General features: G+C 32.5%; 13 protein-coding genes. 1 reads left to right on the forward strand and 12 read right to left on the reverse strand.

Translation table 11 applies throughout. From position 1 onward, the window contains the following. Positions 1 to 170 precede the first annotated feature (170 nt). From B5D16_RS02595 to B5D16_RS02650, 12 genes are all read right to left on the reverse strand, one after another. Positions 171 to 1,592, reverse strand: a complete 1,422-nt coding sequence (locus tag B5D16_RS02595) for an amidophosphoribosyltransferase (RefSeq protein ID WP_078765408.1) — start codon at positions 1,590 to 1,592, stop codon at positions 171 to 173. A 184-nt stretch (positions 1,593 to 1,776) separates the two neighbouring features. Next, entirely contained in the window at positions 1,777 to 3,387 is a 1,611-nt protein-coding gene (locus tag B5D16_RS02600) for a helicase HerA-like domain-containing protein (protein ID WP_078765409.1), read from the reverse strand. Positions 3,388 to 3,434: 47 nt separating this feature from the next. After that, a complete protein-coding gene (locus B5D16_RS02605; protein ID WP_078765410.1) occupies positions 3,435 to 4,577 on the reverse strand; it encodes a helicase HerA-like domain-containing protein in 1,143 nt (380 codons plus the stop codon). A gap of 131 nt (positions 4,578 to 4,708) precedes the next feature. Continuing rightward, a complete protein-coding gene (locus tag B5D16_RS02610) occupies positions 4,709 to 5,917 on the reverse strand; it encodes a trans-sulfuration enzyme family protein (protein WP_078765411.1) in 1,209 nt (402 codons plus the stop codon). Positions 5,918 to 6,087: 170 nt separating this feature from the next. After that, positions 6,088 to 7,536: a M56 family metallopeptidase gene (locus B5D16_RS02615; protein WP_159444261.1), complete on the reverse strand. Its 1,449-nt coding sequence runs from the start codon at positions 7,534 to 7,536 to the stop codon at positions 6,088 to 6,090. Positions 7,537 to 7,579: 43 nt separating this feature from the next. Next, positions 7,580 to 7,966 carry a BlaI/MecI/CopY family transcriptional regulator gene (locus tag B5D16_RS02620; protein ID WP_242942970.1) on the reverse strand — a complete coding sequence of 129 codons (387 nt, stop codon included), beginning with the start codon at positions 7,964 to 7,966 and terminating at the stop codon, positions 7,580 to 7,582. 176 nt (positions 7,967 to 8,142) lie between these two features. Then, the gene (locus B5D16_RS02625; protein WP_078765414.1) at positions 8,143 to 9,864 is read right to left on the reverse strand and encodes a MutS-related protein; all 1,722 of its coding nucleotides are present in this window, start codon (positions 9,862 to 9,864) and stop codon (positions 8,143 to 8,145) included. 40 nt (positions 9,865 to 9,904) lie between these two features. Continuing rightward, positions 9,905 to 11,707: a leucine-rich repeat protein gene (locus B5D16_RS02630; RefSeq protein ID WP_078765415.1), complete on the reverse strand. Its 1,803-nt coding sequence runs from the start codon at positions 11,705 to 11,707 to the stop codon at positions 9,905 to 9,907. 186 nt (positions 11,708 to 11,893) lie between these two features. Then, positions 11,894 to 12,115: a hypothetical protein gene (locus tag B5D16_RS02635; RefSeq protein WP_078765416.1), complete on the reverse strand. Its 222-nt coding sequence runs from the start codon at positions 12,113 to 12,115 to the stop codon at positions 11,894 to 11,896. A 27-nt stretch (positions 12,116 to 12,142) separates the two neighbouring features. Further along, positions 12,143 to 15,367, reverse strand: a complete 3,225-nt coding sequence (gene carB, locus B5D16_RS02640) for a carbamoyl-phosphate synthase large subunit (RefSeq protein WP_078765417.1) — start codon at positions 15,365 to 15,367, stop codon at positions 12,143 to 12,145. Positions 15,368 to 15,517: 150 nt separating this feature from the next. Continuing rightward, positions 15,518 to 17,005 (reverse strand): hypothetical protein, encoded by a 1,488-nt coding sequence (locus B5D16_RS02645; RefSeq protein WP_078765418.1) that lies wholly within the window; start codon positions 17,003 to 17,005, stop codon positions 15,518 to 15,520. 42 nt (positions 17,006 to 17,047) lie between these two features. Then, positions 17,048 to 17,800, reverse strand: a complete 753-nt coding sequence (locus tag B5D16_RS02650) for a YdcF family protein (RefSeq protein ID WP_078765419.1) — start codon at positions 17,798 to 17,800, stop codon at positions 17,048 to 17,050. Between the two features lie 356 nt (positions 17,801 to 18,156). On the opposite strand from B5D16_RS02650, the gene B5D16_RS02655 reads away from it, so the two are divergent. Beyond that, positions 18,157 to 20,418, forward strand: coding sequence for a heavy metal translocating P-type ATPase (locus B5D16_RS02655; RefSeq protein ID WP_078765420.1), 2,262 nt, complete (start codon positions 18,157 to 18,159; stop codon positions 20,416 to 20,418). The last annotated feature ends 11 nt before the right edge of the window (positions 20,419 to 20,429 follow it).

Raw genomic sequence — 20,429 nt, forward strand, 5'->3', positions numbered from 1 at the left:
ACATTTTTTGTGCATTTTGTATGTCACGTTCGTTTTTATGTTAACCATTTTCGTTATTTATAGGTAATTTTATACAATTAAATTATGAACAAATTATTACGAAAATAAAGAAAAGATGGTAACAAACGTTAATTTATTACCATCTTTTTAATAATTTATCTTAATATTTTTTATTCTTTACCATTCCAACAATATGTACATAACTTATCAGCACCAATACCTACTGATTCTAACATATCGTCAAGTCTGTTAAATCTAAGCGATGTGAAATTGAGCTGCTTTCTGATTTCTTCTACCATTGCCTCATATTCTTTTGAATCTGGATCAGTATATTTCTGAAGAACTTCATCAGCAACATCTGTTGTTCCCTCAAGCTGAGCAATTACTCTTCTTGTAATTAAATCCATTTCTGAATTTGATCTTGAGAAGTTTACGTACTTACATCCATATACAAGTGGTGGGCAGGCTGGTCTTATATGAACTTCCTTAGCACCATTCTGATATAAGAATTCTGTTGTTTCACGAAGCTGTGTTCCACGAACAATAGAATCATCTATTAATAATAACTTCTTATCTTTAATTAAATCTGTAACAGCAATAAGTTTCATCTTAGCAACCATATTTCTAGTGCTCTGTGCTGTTGGCATAAATGAACGAGACCATGTTGGTGTATATTTAATAAATGGTCTTGTAAATGGAATACCTGACTGATTTGAATATCCAATAGCATGAGCTGTACCTGAATCAGGAACACCAGCTACAATATCAGGTTTTGCATCATCTCTCTTTGCAAGACATGCACCACATCTATAACGCATCTCTTCTACGTTAACTCCTTCATATGAACTTGAAGGATATCCATAATAAACCCAAAGGAATGTACAAATCTTCATCTTTGTTTCTGGATTTGATAATACCTTAACTCCATCCTGTGTAATAATATCAATTTCACCAGGAGCAAGTTCCTTAAAGTTTTCATAATCAAGTTTCTGATAAGCAAAATCTTCAAATGAAGCACAATATGAATCACCATCTTCATCTGTTCTCTTACCTATTAACATAGGTGTACGACCATAATTATCACGACCTACATATATTCCCTTTGGTGTCATAACCATAAGAGTTAATGAACCATCTATCTTATCAAGAGCATATCTAATACCATCAATGATATTTTCTTTCTGATTTATAAGTGTTGCAACAAGTTCTGTAGAATTAATCTCGCCACCACTCATTTCAAGGAAATGTACATTTCCGTTAGCATAGATTTCTTCAATAATTTCATCCTTATTATTAATCTTGCTAATAGTAGTAATAGCAAATGTTCCATGATGTGAACGTATGATAAGTGGCTGTGGTTCATAATCAGAAATACAACCGATACCCATAATACCTTCCATCTCTTTAACATCTTTGTCAAACTTAGTTCTAAAAGGTGTATTTTCAATGTTATGGATTGATCTGTCAAATCTCTCACCATCAAACATTGCAATACCTGCTCTTCTAGTTCCAAGATGTGAATGATAGTCTGTTCCAAAGAACACATCAACTATACAATTCTTTTTTGATACAACACCAAATAATCCGCTCATTTTTTTCCTCCAGATATAATAATTATTTAAGTCCTCTTATTATAAATCCCTAACTGTGAAAGAAAACTTTCACCAAATATCAATTATATCAAAAAGGGTGGCTTAATACCACCCTTAATCTTAAACAATATTATTATTTTTTTAATTAAATTTTTATATATTGCATATAAATATATTTTCTTTCTTACTTCTTAAATAGTGTAGCAAATATACCTCTTCCAAGAGCAGCACCTGCATTACCACCAATCTTCTTACCAAGACTACCAAATCCTGAAAGTGCAGATTTTCCAGCCTCTCTTCCAACAGTACCAGCAACAGTGTTTCCAACTGAAGCTGCAACCTTTTTCTTCTCGCGCTCTTCTTTTTCTTTCTCCTTAGCTGCTGCTTTCGCTGCCGCTGCTGCATCTTTCTCAGCTTGTTTAGCTGCTGCGGCTGCTTCCTTTTCAGCCTGCTTAGCTGCTTCAGCTTCAAGTCTTGCTTCTTCAGCTGCCTGCGCATCAGCTTCAACTTTCTTACCTAACAATTCAAAAGCAGATTCAGGATCATAACTCTGAGAATACTTACTATATAATATACTGCTCATAATAAGAGCTTCTCTTCTTGTATCATCTATACTACCAAACTTTGATTTAGGTGGTAAGATACTAGCCTTCTTACAAATACCTGGAACGCCACCCTCCTCTAAGAATGACACAACTGCTTCTCCAGTACCAAGAGCCATAATAGTTTCATATGTATCAAACTCAGTATTCTCTCTAAATGAAGCTGCTGCTGCCTTAACTGCTTTCTGGTCTGCAGGTGTATATGCATGAAGTGCATGCTGAATCTTATTACCAAGCTGAGCAAGTACTCCATCAGGAATATCGCTTGGATTCTGAGTACAGAAATAAATACCAACACCCTTACTTCTAATAAGCTTAACAACCTGTTCAATCTTATCAAGTAAAACCTTAGGTGCATCATTAAATAAAAGATGCGCTTCATCAAAGAAGAATACCATCTTAGGTTTATCTAAATCTCCAACTTCAGGAAGATTTTCAAATAATTCTGATAATAACCATAAAAGGAAAGTTGAGTACATTTTTCCATCTGAAATAAGGCTTTCACTATCTAATACATTAATAAGACCTTTTCCTTCCATATTAACTGTAAACCAATCACTAATGTTAAGTGAAGGTTCATTAAAGAACTGTTCACCACCAGCAATCTCTATTGCAACTAAAGCTCTTACTATTGCCGAAATAGATGCAGGACTCATCTTACCATACTGCATTTCAAAATCCTTGTTATTCTCCGATACATAATTAAGCAACGCCTTAAGATCCTTTGTATCAACAAGTAATAAATCCATATCATCAGCAATCTTAAATACAATAGATAAAATATCACTCTGTAAATCATTAAGTCCCATAAGTCTTGATAAGAGTAATGGTCCCATCTCAGAAATAGTTGTTCTAAGCATAATACCCTTCTGCCCATATAAATCCCATAGACTTACAGGATATTCCTGGTATTTAAATCCTGTTTCAGCAAGACCAAATTTCTGAATACGTTCATTCATATTTTCACTTTCAGTTCCTGCATCAGCAATACTAGCAAGGTCGCCTTTAACGTCTGCTAAAAATACTGGGACACCCATTTCTGAAAAACTTTCTGCTAACACTTTAACAGTTACTGTTTTACCAGTACCTGTTGCACCAGCTATAAGTCCATGTCTGTTTGCATACTTAGGATCTAAAAAAATCTTTTCACCCTTATCATCATTAGCAACCCAAATCTTTCCATCAAATATCATTTTACTTCTCCTTTTATATCAGTTTAAAATATTTATGTCTAAAACTTCTATATTAAAGAATCTGAAGATGTTTCTTCACTCTCCGATTCTTCTTCACTTTCTTCTTTATCATTATTACTTAAAGAAATATCCTGTCCATTCTGTAAAGCCTCAAGCTGTTGAGCTCTCTTTGACTTTTTCTTCTTTTTCTTCTTCTTATTTGCACGCTGTTCAGCTATGTATTCATCATGTTCAGCACTTGCAGCTTTAATCTTTGCAATCATCCCTTCAACATCATACTCATAACCTGGTGCTTCCTTAACTGTCTCAACACCATGTGCAGTAAGGTATGAATAAACATCATCTACACATTCTAAATCAGGTACAATCTCTTCAGGAATTTCTGTAATGTAATGTGCCGATAAACAAACCTGTATTCCTTTATCTGATAGACTATTTAATACAGTCTTCATCTTAGCATCAAACTCCTGGTCTAACCCAGCAAATACTTCATGAGATTTTTCAATCAAAACAAAAATATTAGTTTCTTTATCATCATCTTCATGTAACTGATTCATCTCATCTAATAACCATAATATACACTTTTTAAATAATGGTGCATTAAAAGATAATTCCTTACATCTTATAATTGTAATTCCATCATCACTATCAACATCAAAAAGAGCATCAATATCAAAATCACACTCTTTAAAAATCTTTCCTGTTGGGGTTTTACTAAACTCATCCACTGCCTTAATAAATGTCGCCTTACCAAGCATGTTAATTCTTCCATACTTAGGAGCTACACTGGCTGCGTTTTTAACTGCATAATCAAGCACATCCTTAACATCATCAATGCCATCGAATTTTAAATTTTCACCCTTAGCAACATCATATATTATCTTCATAATATCTTTCTGCGCTTCTGTTAAATTCATAATCTCGCATAGATTATCACAACCAAATCTGTCTATAGGAATATAAAAATATGATTTACCTTCAACCTCATCGAACTGGAAGTAATAATCATCTACCAAAATATCATCAATTTCTGAAACATCTTTAAATAGATCGCTAGTATCAATAGATATTACTATTCTGCCATCATTACGTGCTAATTTGTAGAAATTAGAAAATATCTTTGGTCGTTCGTTTTTTTCATATCCAACAGCTAATATGTGTCTTACTTTTTCTCTACTATTTTCACCCATAATAATCCTCCTGTCAAAACCTTAAAACTCCACCCCCCAATACAAATATTATAACATATATTCACTTTTTTTACTAAAAAAATAAAAGGTAATCCATGTTAAACATAAATCACCTTTTACTTATAATTTACTTAATCAACTACTTCTAATCCTTCTGCAACAAATGCTTGTTTTAAGTCATTAACTAAATCATCTTTATCTTCAATACCAATTGCTACTCTATAAAAACCATTATGGAATTCTTCAGGGTAAAGATACATTCTTTCATCATCTTCACCTAGGAATACAATAAGACTTCCTGCATTACCAAGTGAAACCGCTGAAGTAAACACATTAAGATGAGTAACAACTCTATTATATAAATCATGTTCACCCTTAAGACCAAATGATAAAACACCACCGAAGCCGTGCTTCATCTGCTTTTTAGCAAGTTCATGTCCCTTAAATGATGGAAGACCTGGGTAAGCCACAAAGCTTACACATGGCTGTTTCTCAAGCCACTTAGCAACGTATAATGCATTATCATTATGAACCTGCATTCTAAGAGGGAATGTCTGACAACCTCTTTGAATAAGCCAAGCATTAAATGGACTGATTACACCACCGATGTTAACCTGTGATTCATATCTAACCTTATCCATATCAGCCTTAGGTCCTAAAATTGCACCACCCATTGAGTCACCATGACCATTGATATACTTTGTAAGACTCTCAACAACATAATCAACGCCAAATTCAAAAGGTTTTGTATTATATGGTGATGAGAATGTATTATCAACTGAAACCTGAATGTTATTCTCATGAGCAAGTTTTACAATTGCTTCAATGTCGCAAATGCAAAGTGTAGGGTTACCAGGTGTTTCAAAATGAATAAGCTTTGTATTAGGCTTAATTGCAGCCTTAACCTTTTCAATATCTGTACAATCAACAATTGAAGTTTCAATGCCCCACTTTTCTGTCCAAAGTTCATTAAAAATTCTATATGTAGCAACATATGTTACTGTTGAGAATATAACATGATCACCCTTCTTTAATCTTGAGAAGAATAAACCTGAAAGTGCAGCGACACCACTTGCTAAAGCTACACAATCCTCTGCTCCGTGAAGCATTGCAATTCTTCTTTCAAGCGCTCCTTGGTTAACACCACCATTTCTTGTATATATATTATCTTCAGAAGCTGACCAGTTCATTGAAGATGGATCATAAGGAAGCGCAAAACTATTTGCCATGTAAATTGATGGTTCAATAGCTCCTGTTGCAGGATCCGCTTCAACACCTCCATGAATTGCCTGTGTCTGAAAACTCATCTTTTTAACTACTTCATCATGTGAATTACTCATAATTACTTACGCATAGCTACTCTAGATTATATTTCGCCATGCTCTCCTTCCTAACCATTCTTATATTCCGCGATAACACGCACCTACCATTATAAACTTATATTTCCATATTTTCAATATAAAAAGAGTTTGCGCACATACGCAAACCCTTTTTAAATCAAATTCTATTATCAACCAACGCCATTCTGTAAGCCTGTAGAATAAACAACAATTACATTATCATTTTTGTAATACTTATATTCCATACAATAGCCTAACTTATCATCTTTTTCTGTCATCACATAGCAATCATCTGTTTCAGAAAACTCTGATTTAAGAACTGTACCCTCAATTTCATCAAAACCTGCCTTAAAAGCATCTAAACTATCAAACTGTTCATCAGAAATTTTAATGTTAATTGATTCATTATTATTAGTTAAACTATCAAATAAGAAAATATCAGTATCTCCTTCATTATAATCCTCTGATAAAACATATCCATTATCCTGATATTCCTTAACATATTTTTCTAATACTTCACTTGAAGTATTCTCTGTATCAACACTTGTTTCTACTTCTTCTGAGTTTTGAGTATTAACCACAGTTTCATTTGCTGAACCTTTTTTGTCATCTGTCTTAGCCTGAGTTGATAAAGCAGTCGCTGTTAGAACTGATGCTGCTAATGCAACCACAGCAAAAGACTTAGATATTTTCTTTGAAAACATATTTTTAATTCGCATTTTTACCTCCATTCCACCAAAACTCTTTTTCGCAAAACATACACCCGGTATTTTATATGAAACTTTCGAATCTATAGAATGCATAACTATCGAAATGCAATATTCCTGCACAACATCAGCATCCATGCTCTTTATAACTTCCTCGTCACATCTCATTTCAAGGTCATCACACATCAACTTGTAAGCAAGCCATATTAGTGGATTAAACCAGTTAACCGAACGTAATACCATACCAAAAGTTTTGATCAAACAATCCTTATTCTTTATATGTACTTTTTCATGTAACAAAATGTATCTTTTTTCAACATCTTCAATACCCTTTGGTATATAAATATCAGGGTTGATTATACCTGCAGCAAATGGTGTATTTATATATTCAGATTCAAAATAACCATCACAAACAGTTTTATCAATCTTTTTTAACCTAATAGAAATCCTTATATAATTAACTACATAAAGTAATAAAAGCATCATCATTCCAACAAGCCATACAATAGTATAGTTTATTTTTTTCAAAGAAAAGCCAAAATCACTTGATAATTTTTTCATCATAATAGGCGAAGAATTTTTACCACTATTAGCATTATCACTACCAGTATTACTTCTATTTAAAGATATACTGCCACTACTAGCTGTCGTTTCATTATCAGTTGTTTTTTCAACCTTAGAATTAGAACCTTTACATTTATCTACAAAACTAGATATTGATTTAAAATTCAACAAACTAAAGTTTGATTCACCACTATATGGACAAACTAATCTTACGGCTACGACAATCCATAATAAACAGATAAATCTCTTAGGCATGGATTTAAAAATATACCTTAATAAAATAACGCATATAATAGCAATACTTGCATAAATATTCATTTGAATTATAGTATCAAAAAAATCTTTCATATTATTCTCCATAAAAAACAATATTAGTAAAGGGGATTACTATTTATCTTTCATTATTATTCTTATATTTTTCAATCAATTCAATAAGTTCATCAGCTTCTCCTTCAGTAATCTTGCTACCACCTAAAAAGGCACTAACAAATGCTGGAAGAGATCCTCCAAAACTTCTGTCAATAAGATGTTTACTTTCTACTTTCTGTACTTTTTCTCTTGGAATAACATATTCAACGACAGAATCCTTATTAGTAACGATATTCTTAGTACATAATCTTTTAAGCATAGTATATGTCGTTGATTTTTTCCAAGTAAGATTAGCTTCACATAGTTTTACAAGCTTACCTGATTCAATAGGAGCATTATCCCATATTATATTCATTAACTTATACTCACTTTCGCTTAATAATAATTCTTCCATCGTATCATTCTCCATTCTTTTTTATTCGGCCGATAGGTGATATCATCACTCTGCATGCTAAAAGCAATATCAATCACCATTAGTCTACAACTGTAAACCTATGTATAGTTTACAGTTGTAGACCGAATATGTCAAGTACTATTTAAAAAAAATCGAAATTTGAGAACAAACTCAAATTTCGATTTTATAATCTACTTACCAAGTTCCATTAACATATCATAAGTAACTCCATATTTTTTAGCTATATCCATAGCATATGACATACCCTGTGGTGGTGCAACTTCGACTTTATATGATCTGTTACCACCATCTGATTTAACAACTAGAGATGCTGCCTTATATTCAAAATCAGCATTTATTTCGTCAATATCATAAGCAAGTTTATGCATATGCGTATTATAAATTGTTCTAACACCCTTCCTTATAATGGCCTTCACTGCATCCTTTGCAATATAAAAACCTTCTTCAAAAGAAGTAGTTGAGAACGTCTCATTTAATAATAATAAACTCTGCTTTGTACTTCTTTCATATATCTCCTTAAATCTCTTACACTCTTCTCCAAGTCTACCAAGATCCATTGTCTTATCTTCATCAGCCGGAAAATGCGTATAGATATTATCTACTGGAGCAAATATAAAATCATCACAAGGGACATATATTCCCCCCTGAGCAAGTACAAACAAAAGCCCAACCGCCTGAGTAATTGTAGTCTTACCACCTCTGTTAGCTCCAGTAAGAATGTAAACCAAATGCTCCCTTGTAAAATCCAAATCATTAGTAACAATGTTTTCATGTTCCTCTGTTTGGAAAGATGCAAGTTTTAAATTATAAAGTCCTTTTGCATCCATGAAACATTCATCACCTTCACCTACAACCTTTGCCTTGTTAAATACATTGCCCTGTTCAATCAACGCTTCTATATATTCAGCCCACCTTATATAATATAAAAATTCAGGAATCAAATCAGTAATATCTGTAATTGTAATAGTCACATACTTAGTCAAAACGCTTCTAAGTTTCTTTACTATGGTAACAAGAAGTCTATTCGTAATCTTATCCATGTATTTAGTAACTTCTCTTGACTGAATATCATTTGAAACATTAGCCATTGAAGCCGCCATAACAGGATTCGCCCTTGCTGCCATCATCCCTGAAAAACTACCAGTTCCACCTGTTGTTACCGTATTAGAATCACCTACGTCAAAAGTAGTAAACTTATAATCTCCATTCCACTTATTATCCTGCTTAATCCCTTCCTTTGTAACAATCTTATCATGAAAATTATCAATAATACCCGACTTTGTAAATGCCTTACTATTAATAGATACTACTCCAATCTCTGAAGCCTCAAATCTTGAATTTAAATTAATCCCTAATGTAACACTCTTAATATTCTTAGTCGTAGCACGAAGATTCTTAATGTCCTTCTTAAGTTCAATAAATCCATTATCATTATAGATTCCATCAACGTATTCTTTTAACTTAATCAAACCTTCTGACTTTAACTCAACACCTTCAAGACACTTTGACATAGCCTCAACACACTCTATATAATCATTTATTTCTTCTAATCTATGGAGCAAATCCCATGTACTAGAACTTTCCTCATAATCATGACGAAATGTACCATAACTTCTAAGAAAATTTATCTTTTCAAGAATTACCATCAAATCCTTTCTCATTTCCTTATTATGATATATATCATCAAAAACTCCGCATCTAAAATCTGTAACTCTAGGATCCCCACTCATCCTCGACATAATTCTTAAAATATGTTGCTGCTCCTCTGGTTCCTTAGTTAGTTTCTTTGTGATACTATCTAATGCCAAATCATGAATAGTAACATCTGGCAATTCATTAAACTTTTCAATATCCCCATCTGGATATAAAATACTTATTTTCTTTTTTTGCATAACTCTAACCCCCGCAAAATGGATTCTTTTATATATTAATCTAAATTTCTGTAATTGTAATTACATTAAAATCAAATACATCCTTTAAAACATTCTTATAATAATCAAGATAGCCTTTATTCACTTCTATAACTAAATTCTTGTTATATCCAGCAAATGCTCCTTCACCAATGTCAGTAATTTTATTTGATTTTATTGTAATCTTCTTAATCCTTTTACAATTAGTAAATGCTCCTTTCCCAATGCTTGTAATATTGCTTCCTATTGTTATTTCATTGAAAATTTTATCCTCAATATAAGCATAAGCATTATCCGCTACAGATGTAATCTTAATCATTTTTCCCTTAATCTTAATCTCATCCTTAATGTCTATATGTCTTTTAGCTCTTGGATTATGTGAATAAACTTCTAAAGTATTATCATCCTTAATTCTATACATTATATCTTCTGCTGGGAAAAATGAACCTGGTTCTAAATACTTAAAACTATTTTTAGATATCTTTAATCTATATATATCTTTGTTTGTACTTAAGTCAAGTTTACTTATTTTATTACCTCTTAAATCAGCTTCAAATAGTTTTTCTAATCCTAATAAATTAATCTTCTTAAGATTGCTATTTCTTACAGAAAGCTTAAACATTTCCTTATTACTTGTTAAATCTAAATATTTTACGTCTTTTTTATTATTATTAAAAAATAAAAGCGAAAGTTTCTTGTTATTCTTTAAATCAAGTTTTCTTAATTCATTTCCTGATACAGAAAGCCATTCCAAATTTTTACAACTTCTGACATTAATACTCTTTAAAAGATTCTTATCACATTTAAGTTCTTTTAGATTCTTACAACTACTAAGACTTATCTTTTTCAATTTGTTATTATTTAAAATAATTTCTTTAACACTTCTTAAATTTCGCAAATTGATTTTTTTAATATTATTCCGTTCAGCATAAACCACCTTAAGTTTTTTATTATGACTTAAGTCTAATTTTTCAATTTTATTATCAGAACAATAAAGATATAATAATTTTTTATTATGACTTAAATCAAGATTCCTTATGCTATTATATGTTTTATCATAATTCGAATAAGCGTTAAAAATATCATCACCACAAAAGATTTTTCTAAGCTTTATATTTTTACTTAGATTCAAACTACTCAATTTACAATTCTGAACACTAAGTTTATATAAATTTTTATTTTTGCTTATATCAAGATTTACAATTGGATTCACATCAAGGTTTAATTCTTCAAGTGCAGTATTATTCTTTAAATCTATTGTTTTAATATTATTATTAATTAATTCAAGTTTTTTTAATTTTTTATTATTTGATAGATTCACACTACCTATCTTTCCATATACAGAAAGACTCTCTAGTTTTACATTATGACTTACATCTAAATTCTTTAAATCATTCGAGCACAAATAAACATTTTTTAAATCTTTACATTCTTTTATATTTATCGAAGTTAATCCAGTAGCATCTTCCATAATAATAGATTTTATTTTTTTATTTGAACTTAAGTCTATTTTTTTCACGCCATCAGTACAACAATTAAAACTTTCCAAATTATAAAAGTATTCCAAACCCTTTAAAGATTGAAAAGTAAGTATGTACTCATCATCATATGAATCTACAGTTCCATTTAAACTTTTAACTTCTTTTATCTCACTATTTGAAAGCTTATTATCTTTATTTTTATCAAATGTCTTTACTATACTTCTAAACTTTTCATCAGGAAAATTCTTTTTGTTAACATCTATATCTTTAGCATATACATTTGCTGTTGATAAAAGCATTAAAGTAATAAGACTACTACCAAATATTTTTAAAATATTTCTCATTACATCCTCCTTAAATCCTAATACACTATAAACGTATATGTCTGCTATACTTATTATTCTACAATTATATTATACTCCTTTTACAACCCTATTACTATTAAATATCCAAAATAAAAGAGACATCAAATCAGATTTTCTAATCTAACTCAATGTCTCTATATCTTCAGTTATGTAAACTATATATTCTTAGAAAATATCCTTGATTTTATCAACGATACCACCGATAACACCACCATCGCCAAGTTTAGCCTTAACGCCTTCAACAACCTGGTCAACAACGCCATCTGGTAAATCAACACCTGCAAGGTCTTCAACTGTCTTTACTGGATCAGATGTGAACTTGTCAGCGATTGACTTATCTCCTTTGATTTTCTCAACGATTTCTTCAATTATTTTCTTAATGTCCATAAAAACACCTCCGTACATTAATTTATATTATTCAGCATCCTTAATTTCAGAATGTAATGCCTGAAGAGACTTAATCTCTCCATTACCATTCTTCTTAACTGCAGCGATACCTTCAATTGCTGCCTTAGCTGCTGCGATAGTTGTCATGTAAGGAATCTTAGCCTTAACAGCTGCCTTACGAAGATATGAATCATCATTTACACTATCCTTACCAACTGGTGAGTTAACAATAATGTCAATTTCGCCATTAGTAATAGCATCTAAAATATTTGGACGGCCTTCATATAATTTCTTAATCTTAGTAGCTTCAATTCCGCTTTCTGTAATAAGATCAAATGTTGTACCTGTTGCAAGAATCTTAAATCCATTATCAGCAAATGACTTAGCAACTTCAACAACTTCTGCCTTATCCTTACGGTTTACAGAAATTAATACTGTTCCTTCAAGTGGTAATAATGAACCAACACCTTCCTGAGCCTTAAAGAAAGCTTCACCATATGATTTTGAAAGTCCAAGTACTTCACCTGTTGATCTCATTTCAGGTCCGAGTACAGGGTCAACTTCCTGGAACATATTAAATGGGAATGCTGCTTCCTTAACACCATAGTAAGGAATGCTCTGTTCCTTAAGTTTAGCAACTGGTGATTCCTTACCAGTAAGTTCAGAAGTAATAATCTCTGTAGCAAGAGGTACCATACGAATGTTACATACCTTTGAAACAAGAGGTACTGTACGAGAAGCTCTTGGATTAGCTTCAAGAACGTATACCTTACCATTTTCAATGGCATACTGCATATTCATAAGACCTCTTACATGCATCTCTTCAGCGATTTTTCTTGTATATTCCTTAATAGTCTTAACATTCTCTTCTGAGATATGAACTGAAGGAATAATACAAGCACTATCACCTGAATGAACACCTGCTAGCTCGATATGTTCCATAACAGCTGGAACAAATGCATGCTCACCATCAGCAATAGCATCTGATTCGCATTCGAGAGCATGATTTAAGAATCTATCTATAAGAATTGGTCTGTCAGGTGTAACACCTACAGCTGCATTCATATAGTCTGTCATAGCGTCATCATCATAAACAACTTCCATTCCACGACCACCAAGAACGTAAGAAGGTCTAACCATAACTGGGTAACCAATCTTATTAGCAATAGCCTTAGCTTCATCAACTGTTGTAGCCATTCCTGATTCTGGCATTGGAATTTCAAGTTTATCCATCATTTCACGGAATAAATCTCTATCTTCAGCAAGATCGATAACTGCTGGAGATGTACCTAAAATCTTAACTCCGTTCTTTTCAAGATCTGCAGCTAAGTTAAGTGGTGTCTGACCACCGAACTGAGCGATAACACCAAGTGGTTTTTCCTTATGGTAAATACTTAAAACATCTTCAAGTGTAAGAGGTTCAAAGTATAATTTATCTGATGTATCATAGTCTGTTGAAACAGTTTCAGGGTTACAGTTAACGATAATAGTTTCAAAGCCCATCTTCTTAAGTGCAAGTGCTGCATGTACACAACAATAGTCAAACTCGATACCCTGACCGATACGGTTTGGACCACCACCTAAAATCATAATCTTCTTATTATCAGTTGTAGTAGACTTATCATCTGCATTATATGTTGAGTAATAATAAGCACTATCTTCTGTACCACTTACGTGAACACCTTCCCAAGCTTCAACAACACCAAGAGAAATTCTCTTATTTCTGATTTCATCCTCAGATACTTCAAGCAACTGGCTTAAATACTTATCTGAAAAACCATCCTTCTTAGCCTGTGTAAGAAGTTCATCACTTGGAAGTGAACCCTTGCTCTTTAAGATTTCCTCTTCTTCTTCAACAAGTTCCTTCATCTGTTCAATGAAGTAATGTTTAACCTTTGTAAGTTCAAAGATTTCATCTACAGTAGCACCCTTTCTAAGAGCTTCGTACATTACGAAGTGTCTTTCTGAAGAAGGTGTAATAAGCATATTTAAAAGTTCTTCCTTTGAAAGCTGATCAAAGTTCTTAGCATGACCAAGACCGTAACGACCTGTCTCTAAACTTCTAATTGCTTTCTGGAAAGCTTCCTTGTAGGTCTTACCGATACTCATAACTTCACCAACGGCTCTCATCTGAGTACCAAGTTTATCTTCTACGCCTTTGAATTTTTCAAATGCCCATCTAGCAAATTTAATAACTACGTAATCACCATCTGGAACATACTTATCAAGTGTTCCATACTTGCCACAAGGAATATCCTTAAGTGTAAGGCCTGTTGCAAGCATTGCTGAAACTAAAGCGATAGGGAAACCTGTTGCCTTAGAAGCAAGTGCTGATGAACGTGATGTACGTGGATTAATTTCAATTACAATAATTCTTCCACTTACAGGGTCATGAGCGAACTGAACGTTAGTTCCACCGATAACCTGTACTTTATCTACAATAGCATATGCCTGTCTCTGAAGTTCTTTCTGAACATCTTCTGAAATTGTAAGCATTGGAGCTGAACAGAATGAATCACCTGTATGAACTCCAAGTGGATCGATGTTTTCAATGAAACATACTGTAATCATGTTGCCTTCGCTATCTCTTACAACTTCAAGTTCTAATTCTTCCCAACCAAGAATTGATTCTTCAACTAAAACCTGTCCAACAAGTGAAGCCTGAAGACCTCTTGCACAAACAGTCTTTAATTCTTCTTTATTGTAAACGAGACCGCCGCCGGCACCACCCATAGTGTATGCTGGACGTAAAACAACTGGATAACCAAGTCTGTCGGCAATTTCTAAAGCTTCTTCAACGCTATATGAAACTTCACTTCTTGCCATCTCAATACCAAGTTCATTCATAGTCTTCTTAAACTCGATACGGTCCTCGCCTCTTTCAATAGCATCAACCTGAACACCGATAACCTTAACATTATACTTATCTAAGATGCCTTCCTTATATAATTCTGAAGCAAGATTAAGTCCTGACTGTCCACCAAGGTTTGGCAACAATGCATCAGGTCTTTCCTTAGCAATAATCTGCTCTAATCTCTTAACATTAAGAGGTTCAATATAAGTAACGTCTGCTGTCTCCGGATCTGTCATGATAGTAGCCGGATTTGAATTAACAAGTACAATCTCATACCCTAACTTTTTGAGTGCCTTACATGCCTGTGTTCCTGAATAGTCAAACTCACACGCCTGACCAATTACAATAGGACCAGAGCCAATAATAAGGACTTTGTTAATATCTGTTCTTTTTGGCATAGCTTTTACTCCTTTTTTCCTAAACATTCACGTTATATTATATAAAAATTTCCATCAAAGCACAAGTGCAAAGTAATTATTGATATAAGCAAAAAAGTGTCATTCTAACATAATTAGAACAACACTTTTTATACCTATCCGCAAATGCTTTTAGTTAATATCACTCATTGTGAATTTTGTTTTTTTAATAATTTTTTGTTTCTTCTTTTTTGAACCTATTGCGCTATACTGTTTACCCTTAAGACAAAGTCCATCAATCATAACTGTCTTGTCAGCATCACCTAACATATTGTAATTTTGGTAAACCCAAAATGTCTTACCATCAGTATTCTTTGCCTTAACAATAGAAATGGCATGATTTGCTATTTTTGAATACCCATAATAGTGTTCAATATTTAATAAACTATAGATATAACCCTGAGCAGTTGTATAATCGTGACATACACCCTTTAATGTGCCCTTTCTAAGTTTCTTTAAGACAGTTGAAACTTTACCATTCTTCTGAGTTCTGAAGAATCTATCGTTACCTTCATAGAAATAATCCTTAAAATAATACTTATTAGGATTTCTATCATAATGATAAACAACGCCACCTGCACTGCCACTATAAATCAAATCATACTTGATAAATGGGTTATAATTTTCCTTAGCTCCATCATCATATACGAAACACTTTGAAATCATATATATCTTTAAAGCATCACTTACATCACAAAATTCATTATTCTTAATTCTAGAGCATGCAATATATTCATCCTTTAAACTCTTATCTTTTAAATACTTAACAGCATCCTCCGATAAATTATCAATGCTAGCCTTATCAGTTTTTACTTTTTCATCTACTAAAGCATTTGCTGTTTCTAATTCTAACTTAATTCTATCAATATATGCCTGATCTACTTTATAATGCTTAGCATTACTACCTGTTGTATAATAATAATTCTTTATATCCTTTAAACATTCAAGATACTTTCCATTTTCAAAGTCATCGGAATAATTTCCATAATCAGCCAAATCATAATATCCCTTATCTACAAAATAAGTGATTGATAATAAACTGTTATCATCTCCATAATATAAGTTGTAGATTTCAAACTTATCACCTTCACTATATGTACCTGGCTCAGGTGTAGCACTATTATCCTCTGACTTTCTAAAGTCATATTTATCATAATTTTCTGAATACTTTAATTTACTCTTTAAAGACTTAACATTCTTATTAAGATAAAACTTCTTCATCTTCTTTAATAATAAGATGACTTCTCTATACTGTTTCGCATTTTCCTTAGTAAACTTAATGGTAATTGTTTTTTTATTTACCTTAATATTCTCAACACTTAATTTTGAACAAACGCCATACTTATTAGCTTTAGCTAAATTCACCGCCAGACTATTAACTCTACCAATAGCTAAAGCTTTATTTCCCTTAAGTTTTAATGTTATAGGCTTACCCTTGTATAACACTTTATGAACATGCTTAGCCTCTTTAGCATCGCCACTATTAATAACGTATGTTTCTCCAGCATATGCACTCTCCGCATTTGTAAACGAACACAAAACCAAAGCACATATAAACATGAAAATTGAAATTTTAATTTTCTTCATAATCATCAAATCATTTTTTTTAGTTTCTGCCATAATATTCTTCTTTCTCCTTTTATAAGTTAGATAACTTCACCTTTAAATATTTCCAACTAAGAAATCCTTTATAAATGCCAAATCTTCCCTAAACATATTGTTTGGAAGATATGTTTTAACACTTCCTGCTGCAATTGTACTAACATCCTCAAGTCCACACTTTTTAGCAATCGCCCTAGCTCTGTATGTATGGAAATTATTAGTTACAATTCCAACCTTCTTATCCTTTAAATCAACAACCTTCATTGAAAAATCAAAATTCTCCTTTGTACTTGTTGACTTATCTTCTTTAATAATTCTTGAAACATCAATCCCATGCTCAATTAAATACTTTTCCATGCCCTCTGCTTCAGAAACAGGCTCATTAGAACCCTGTCCACCTGAAACAATGCACTTAGTATTCTTATTCTTTTCCATGTATTCAATTGTTGCATCAAGTCTATATCTAAGCGCTACACTAGGTCCGCTATTCTTCATCTGTGCACCAAGAACAATTAAGTAATCAAGATTGTCATCTCCTTTACTAGCAAATGTCGAAAATAGCAAACCATTAATTACAACTAACATAACTAAGCCAAGCGTAACCATCACGCCAATTATCACCTTAACTACACTAGGTATTTTAGCAAATACACCCACATATGCCAAAACTCCTACAAAGCACAATGCAATTCCCATCAAGATCCACACCATAAAAAAAGATGTTCCTGATGCTGCTCTTCTAACATATAATCCATAAGCTATACTACTAACTCCTAGTAACACCAAAAGCACCATAACAATACCTTTCTTCATATCTATCCTCTTTCCCACATTTTACAATTCAATCCTATCTAATTCTACCATCTAATCAAATTATACGCAAATTAACTTTTTCTTAACCCTTTCCCTTAATGATAAATAATTTCATCTTTTTTTCCCATTTATAATGTATAATGTATATTATCAGTTGTTTTAATATGTAAGCATTTGGCAAATTTTATATTCTCTATCGGGGACCATCGCGGGTCTCTACACTTAGTGAGAATGCTTTCGAACTTAGTGTGGCTAGGGGTACCCGCAATGTGCGAGAGCTGAGTCACAGATAGATAATATTAATTTGACAAATGAGAAAATATAAAACAACTGATAATATACATTCGAGGTAGTTTATGGATAAATATAAGGTGACTGGGATGAGTTGCGCGGCTTGTCAGGCCAGAGTTGAGAAAGCTGTGTGTAAGTTAGATGGGATTGATGAAGTTAATGTTAACTTGCTTACTAATTCTATGACAGTTGAAGGTAATGTTGATAGCAAAGATGTTATTAAAGCTGTTAAAGATGCAGGATATGGTGCAAAATTAATTAATGAAAAGTCTTCTTCATCCGATGAAAACAATTTAGACTCATACCAATTAGAAACAAAAAAATTAAAAAATAGATTATTATCATCTGTTGGATTTTTGCTTGTGCTTATGTACTTTTCAATGGGACATACAATGTTTCATTTTAAGATACCTAAAGTATTTGCCAACAATCCTGCTGCAATTGGCATATTACAAATGCTTCTTGCTAGCATAATAATGATTATAAATAGAAATTTCTTTATTAATGGATTTAAGGGCATTCTTCATATGTCTCCAAATATGGATACTCTTGTTGCTCTTGGATCATCAGCTTCATATGTTTATAGTATTGCCGTTTTAATTCAAATTATAATGAAGCAAAGTAGCGATATGCACGGCGCTCATAAACTAATTCACGATTTCTATTTTGAATCCGCAGCAATGATTCTTACATTAATCACCATTGGGAAAATGCTTGAATCAATTTCAAAAGGAAAAACTACAAATGCGTTAAAAGGACTTATGAATCTTGCACCTAAAACAGCATTAGTAATAAGAGATAATAAAGAAGTTAGTGTTCCTATTAAGGATGTTAAGGTTGATGATATCTTCATTGTAAAAGCCGGCGATGCCATCCCTGTTGATGGTCTAATTTTAGAAGGGTTTGCTAGTTTAGATGAATCGGCTCTTACAGGCGAGAGCATTCCTGTAGATAAAACAGTTGACTCTACTGTGTATTCGGGAACGACTAATACTTCTGGATTTATTAAATGTAAAGCAACGAATGTTGGTAAAGATACTACTCTTTCAAAGATAATACAAATGGTAAGTGATGCATCTTCAAGCAAGGCTCCAATTGCAAAAATTGCTGATAAGGTTTCGGCTATATTTGTTCCATGTGTAATTATAATTGCTATTATTACATTTATTGTATGGTCATTTGCTGGATATTCTGTTAGTTTTTCACTATCAAGAGCTATTTCTGTTTTAGTTATTAGTTGTCCTTGCGCCCTTGGTTTAGCAACGCCTGTTGCAATTATGGTAGGTAGTGGCGTTGGTGCTAAACACGGAATTCTTTTTAAAAATGCTACATCACTTGAGCAAATGGGACATACAAATATTGTTGCTCTTGATAAAACTGGCACCATAACTAACGGTACTCCTGTTGTTACAGATATAATTGAATGCTTAGTTAGTAAGGATGAATTAATTAAATATGCTTATTCAATTGAAAGCTATTCAGAGCATCCTTTAGCACATGCAATATGTGATTACGCAAATAATAATAACATAGCGAAAAATGAATTAACTGATTTTATAACTGAGGTTGGTAATGGCCTTAGTGCAAAAGACGGCGATAATGATATTCACGCTGGGAAACAAAAATATGTAGAGGCATTTGCTCCTATTAGCGATGATATAAAAAATAGAATTAAAGATTTATCAGCCGAAGGAAAAACACCTCTTTTCTTTTCTCTAAATAATAAACTACTTGGTGTAATTCTTGTTGCTGATACTATTAAAGAAGACAGTGCAAAAGCTATTAATACTTTAAAGAACTTAAATCTTGAGTGCGTCATGATTACTGGAGATAATGAAGAAACTGCAAAAGCAATTGCTGCAAAAAGTAATATAGATAAAGTTATTTCCGGTGTCTTACCTACAGGAAAAGAAGAACACATAAAAGAACTTAAGAATAAATACAAAAATATTGCCATGGTAGGTGATGGAATTAATGATGCACCTGCTCTTACTAGTGCTGATACTGGAATTGCCATTGGTGCTGGAACAGACATTGCAATTGATGCAGCGGATGTTGTTCTTATGAAAAATTCACTTTTGGATGTGGCAAAGGCAATTATTCTAAGCAGAAAAACTTTGACTAACATTAAGGAAAATCTATTCTGGGCATTCATATATAACATTATAGGTATTCCTCTTGCAGCTGGTGTTTACTATCCAGCCTTTGGACTTAAACTAAATCCTATGTTTGGAGCTGCTGCAATGAGTTTATCAAGTTTCTGTGTCGTAACAAATGCACTTAGACTTAACCTTTTAAATCTTGATAAAGAAGTCCATAAATATTAATTAAAAATAAA

The organism is Eubacterium uniforme, from assembly GCF_900167115.1.
Classification (GTDB): domain Bacteria; phylum Bacillota; class Clostridia; order Lachnospirales; family Lachnospiraceae; genus Eubacterium_S; species Eubacterium_S uniforme.

Bases quoted from the DNA above. Each gene is read 5' to 3' on its own strand.
- carB (WP_078765417.1), bottom strand. From the start codon at position 15,367: ATGCCAAAAAGAACAGATATTAACAAAGTCCTTATTATTGGCTCTGGT.
- B5D16_RS02635 (WP_078765416.1), bottom strand. From the start codon at position 12,115: ATGGACATTAAGAAAATAATTGAAGAAATCGTTGAGAAAATCAAAGGA.
- B5D16_RS02615 (WP_159444261.1), bottom strand. From the start codon at position 7,536: ATGAAAGATTTTTTTGATACTATAATTCAAATGAATATTTATGCAAGT.
- B5D16_RS02600 (WP_078765409.1), bottom strand. From the start codon at position 3,387: ATGATATTTGATGGAAAGATTTGGGTTGCTAATGATGATAAGGGTGAA.
- B5D16_RS02655 (WP_078765420.1), top strand. From the start codon at position 18,157: ATGGATAAATATAAGGTGACTGGGATGAGTTGCGCGGCTTGTCAGGCC.
- B5D16_RS02595 (WP_078765408.1), bottom strand. From the start codon at position 1,592: ATGAGCGGATTATTTGGTGTTGTATCAAAAAAGAATTGTATAGTTGAT.
- B5D16_RS02630 (WP_078765415.1), bottom strand. From the start codon at position 11,707: ATGAGAAATATTTTAAAAATATTTGGTAGTAGTCTTATTACTTTAATG.
- B5D16_RS02610 (WP_078765411.1), bottom strand. From the start codon at position 5,917: ATGAGTAATTCACATGATGAAGTAGTTAAAAAGATGAGTTTTCAGACA.
- B5D16_RS02645 (WP_078765418.1), bottom strand. From the start codon at position 17,005: ATGGCAGAAACTAAAAAAAATGATTTGATGATTATGAAGAAAATTAAA.
- B5D16_RS02625 (WP_078765414.1), bottom strand. From the start codon at position 9,864: ATGCAAAAAAAGAAAATAAGTATTTTATATCCAGATGGGGATATTGAA.
- B5D16_RS02605 (WP_078765410.1), bottom strand. From the start codon at position 4,577: ATGGGTGAAAATAGTAGAGAAAAAGTAAGACACATATTAGCTGTTGGA.
- B5D16_RS02620 (WP_242942970.1), bottom strand. From the start codon at position 7,966: ATGGAGAATGATACGATGGAAGAATTATTATTAAGCGAAAGTGAGTAT.
- B5D16_RS02650 (WP_078765419.1), bottom strand. From the start codon at position 17,800: ATGAAGAAAGGTATTGTTATGGTGCTTTTGGTGTTACTAGGAGTTAGT.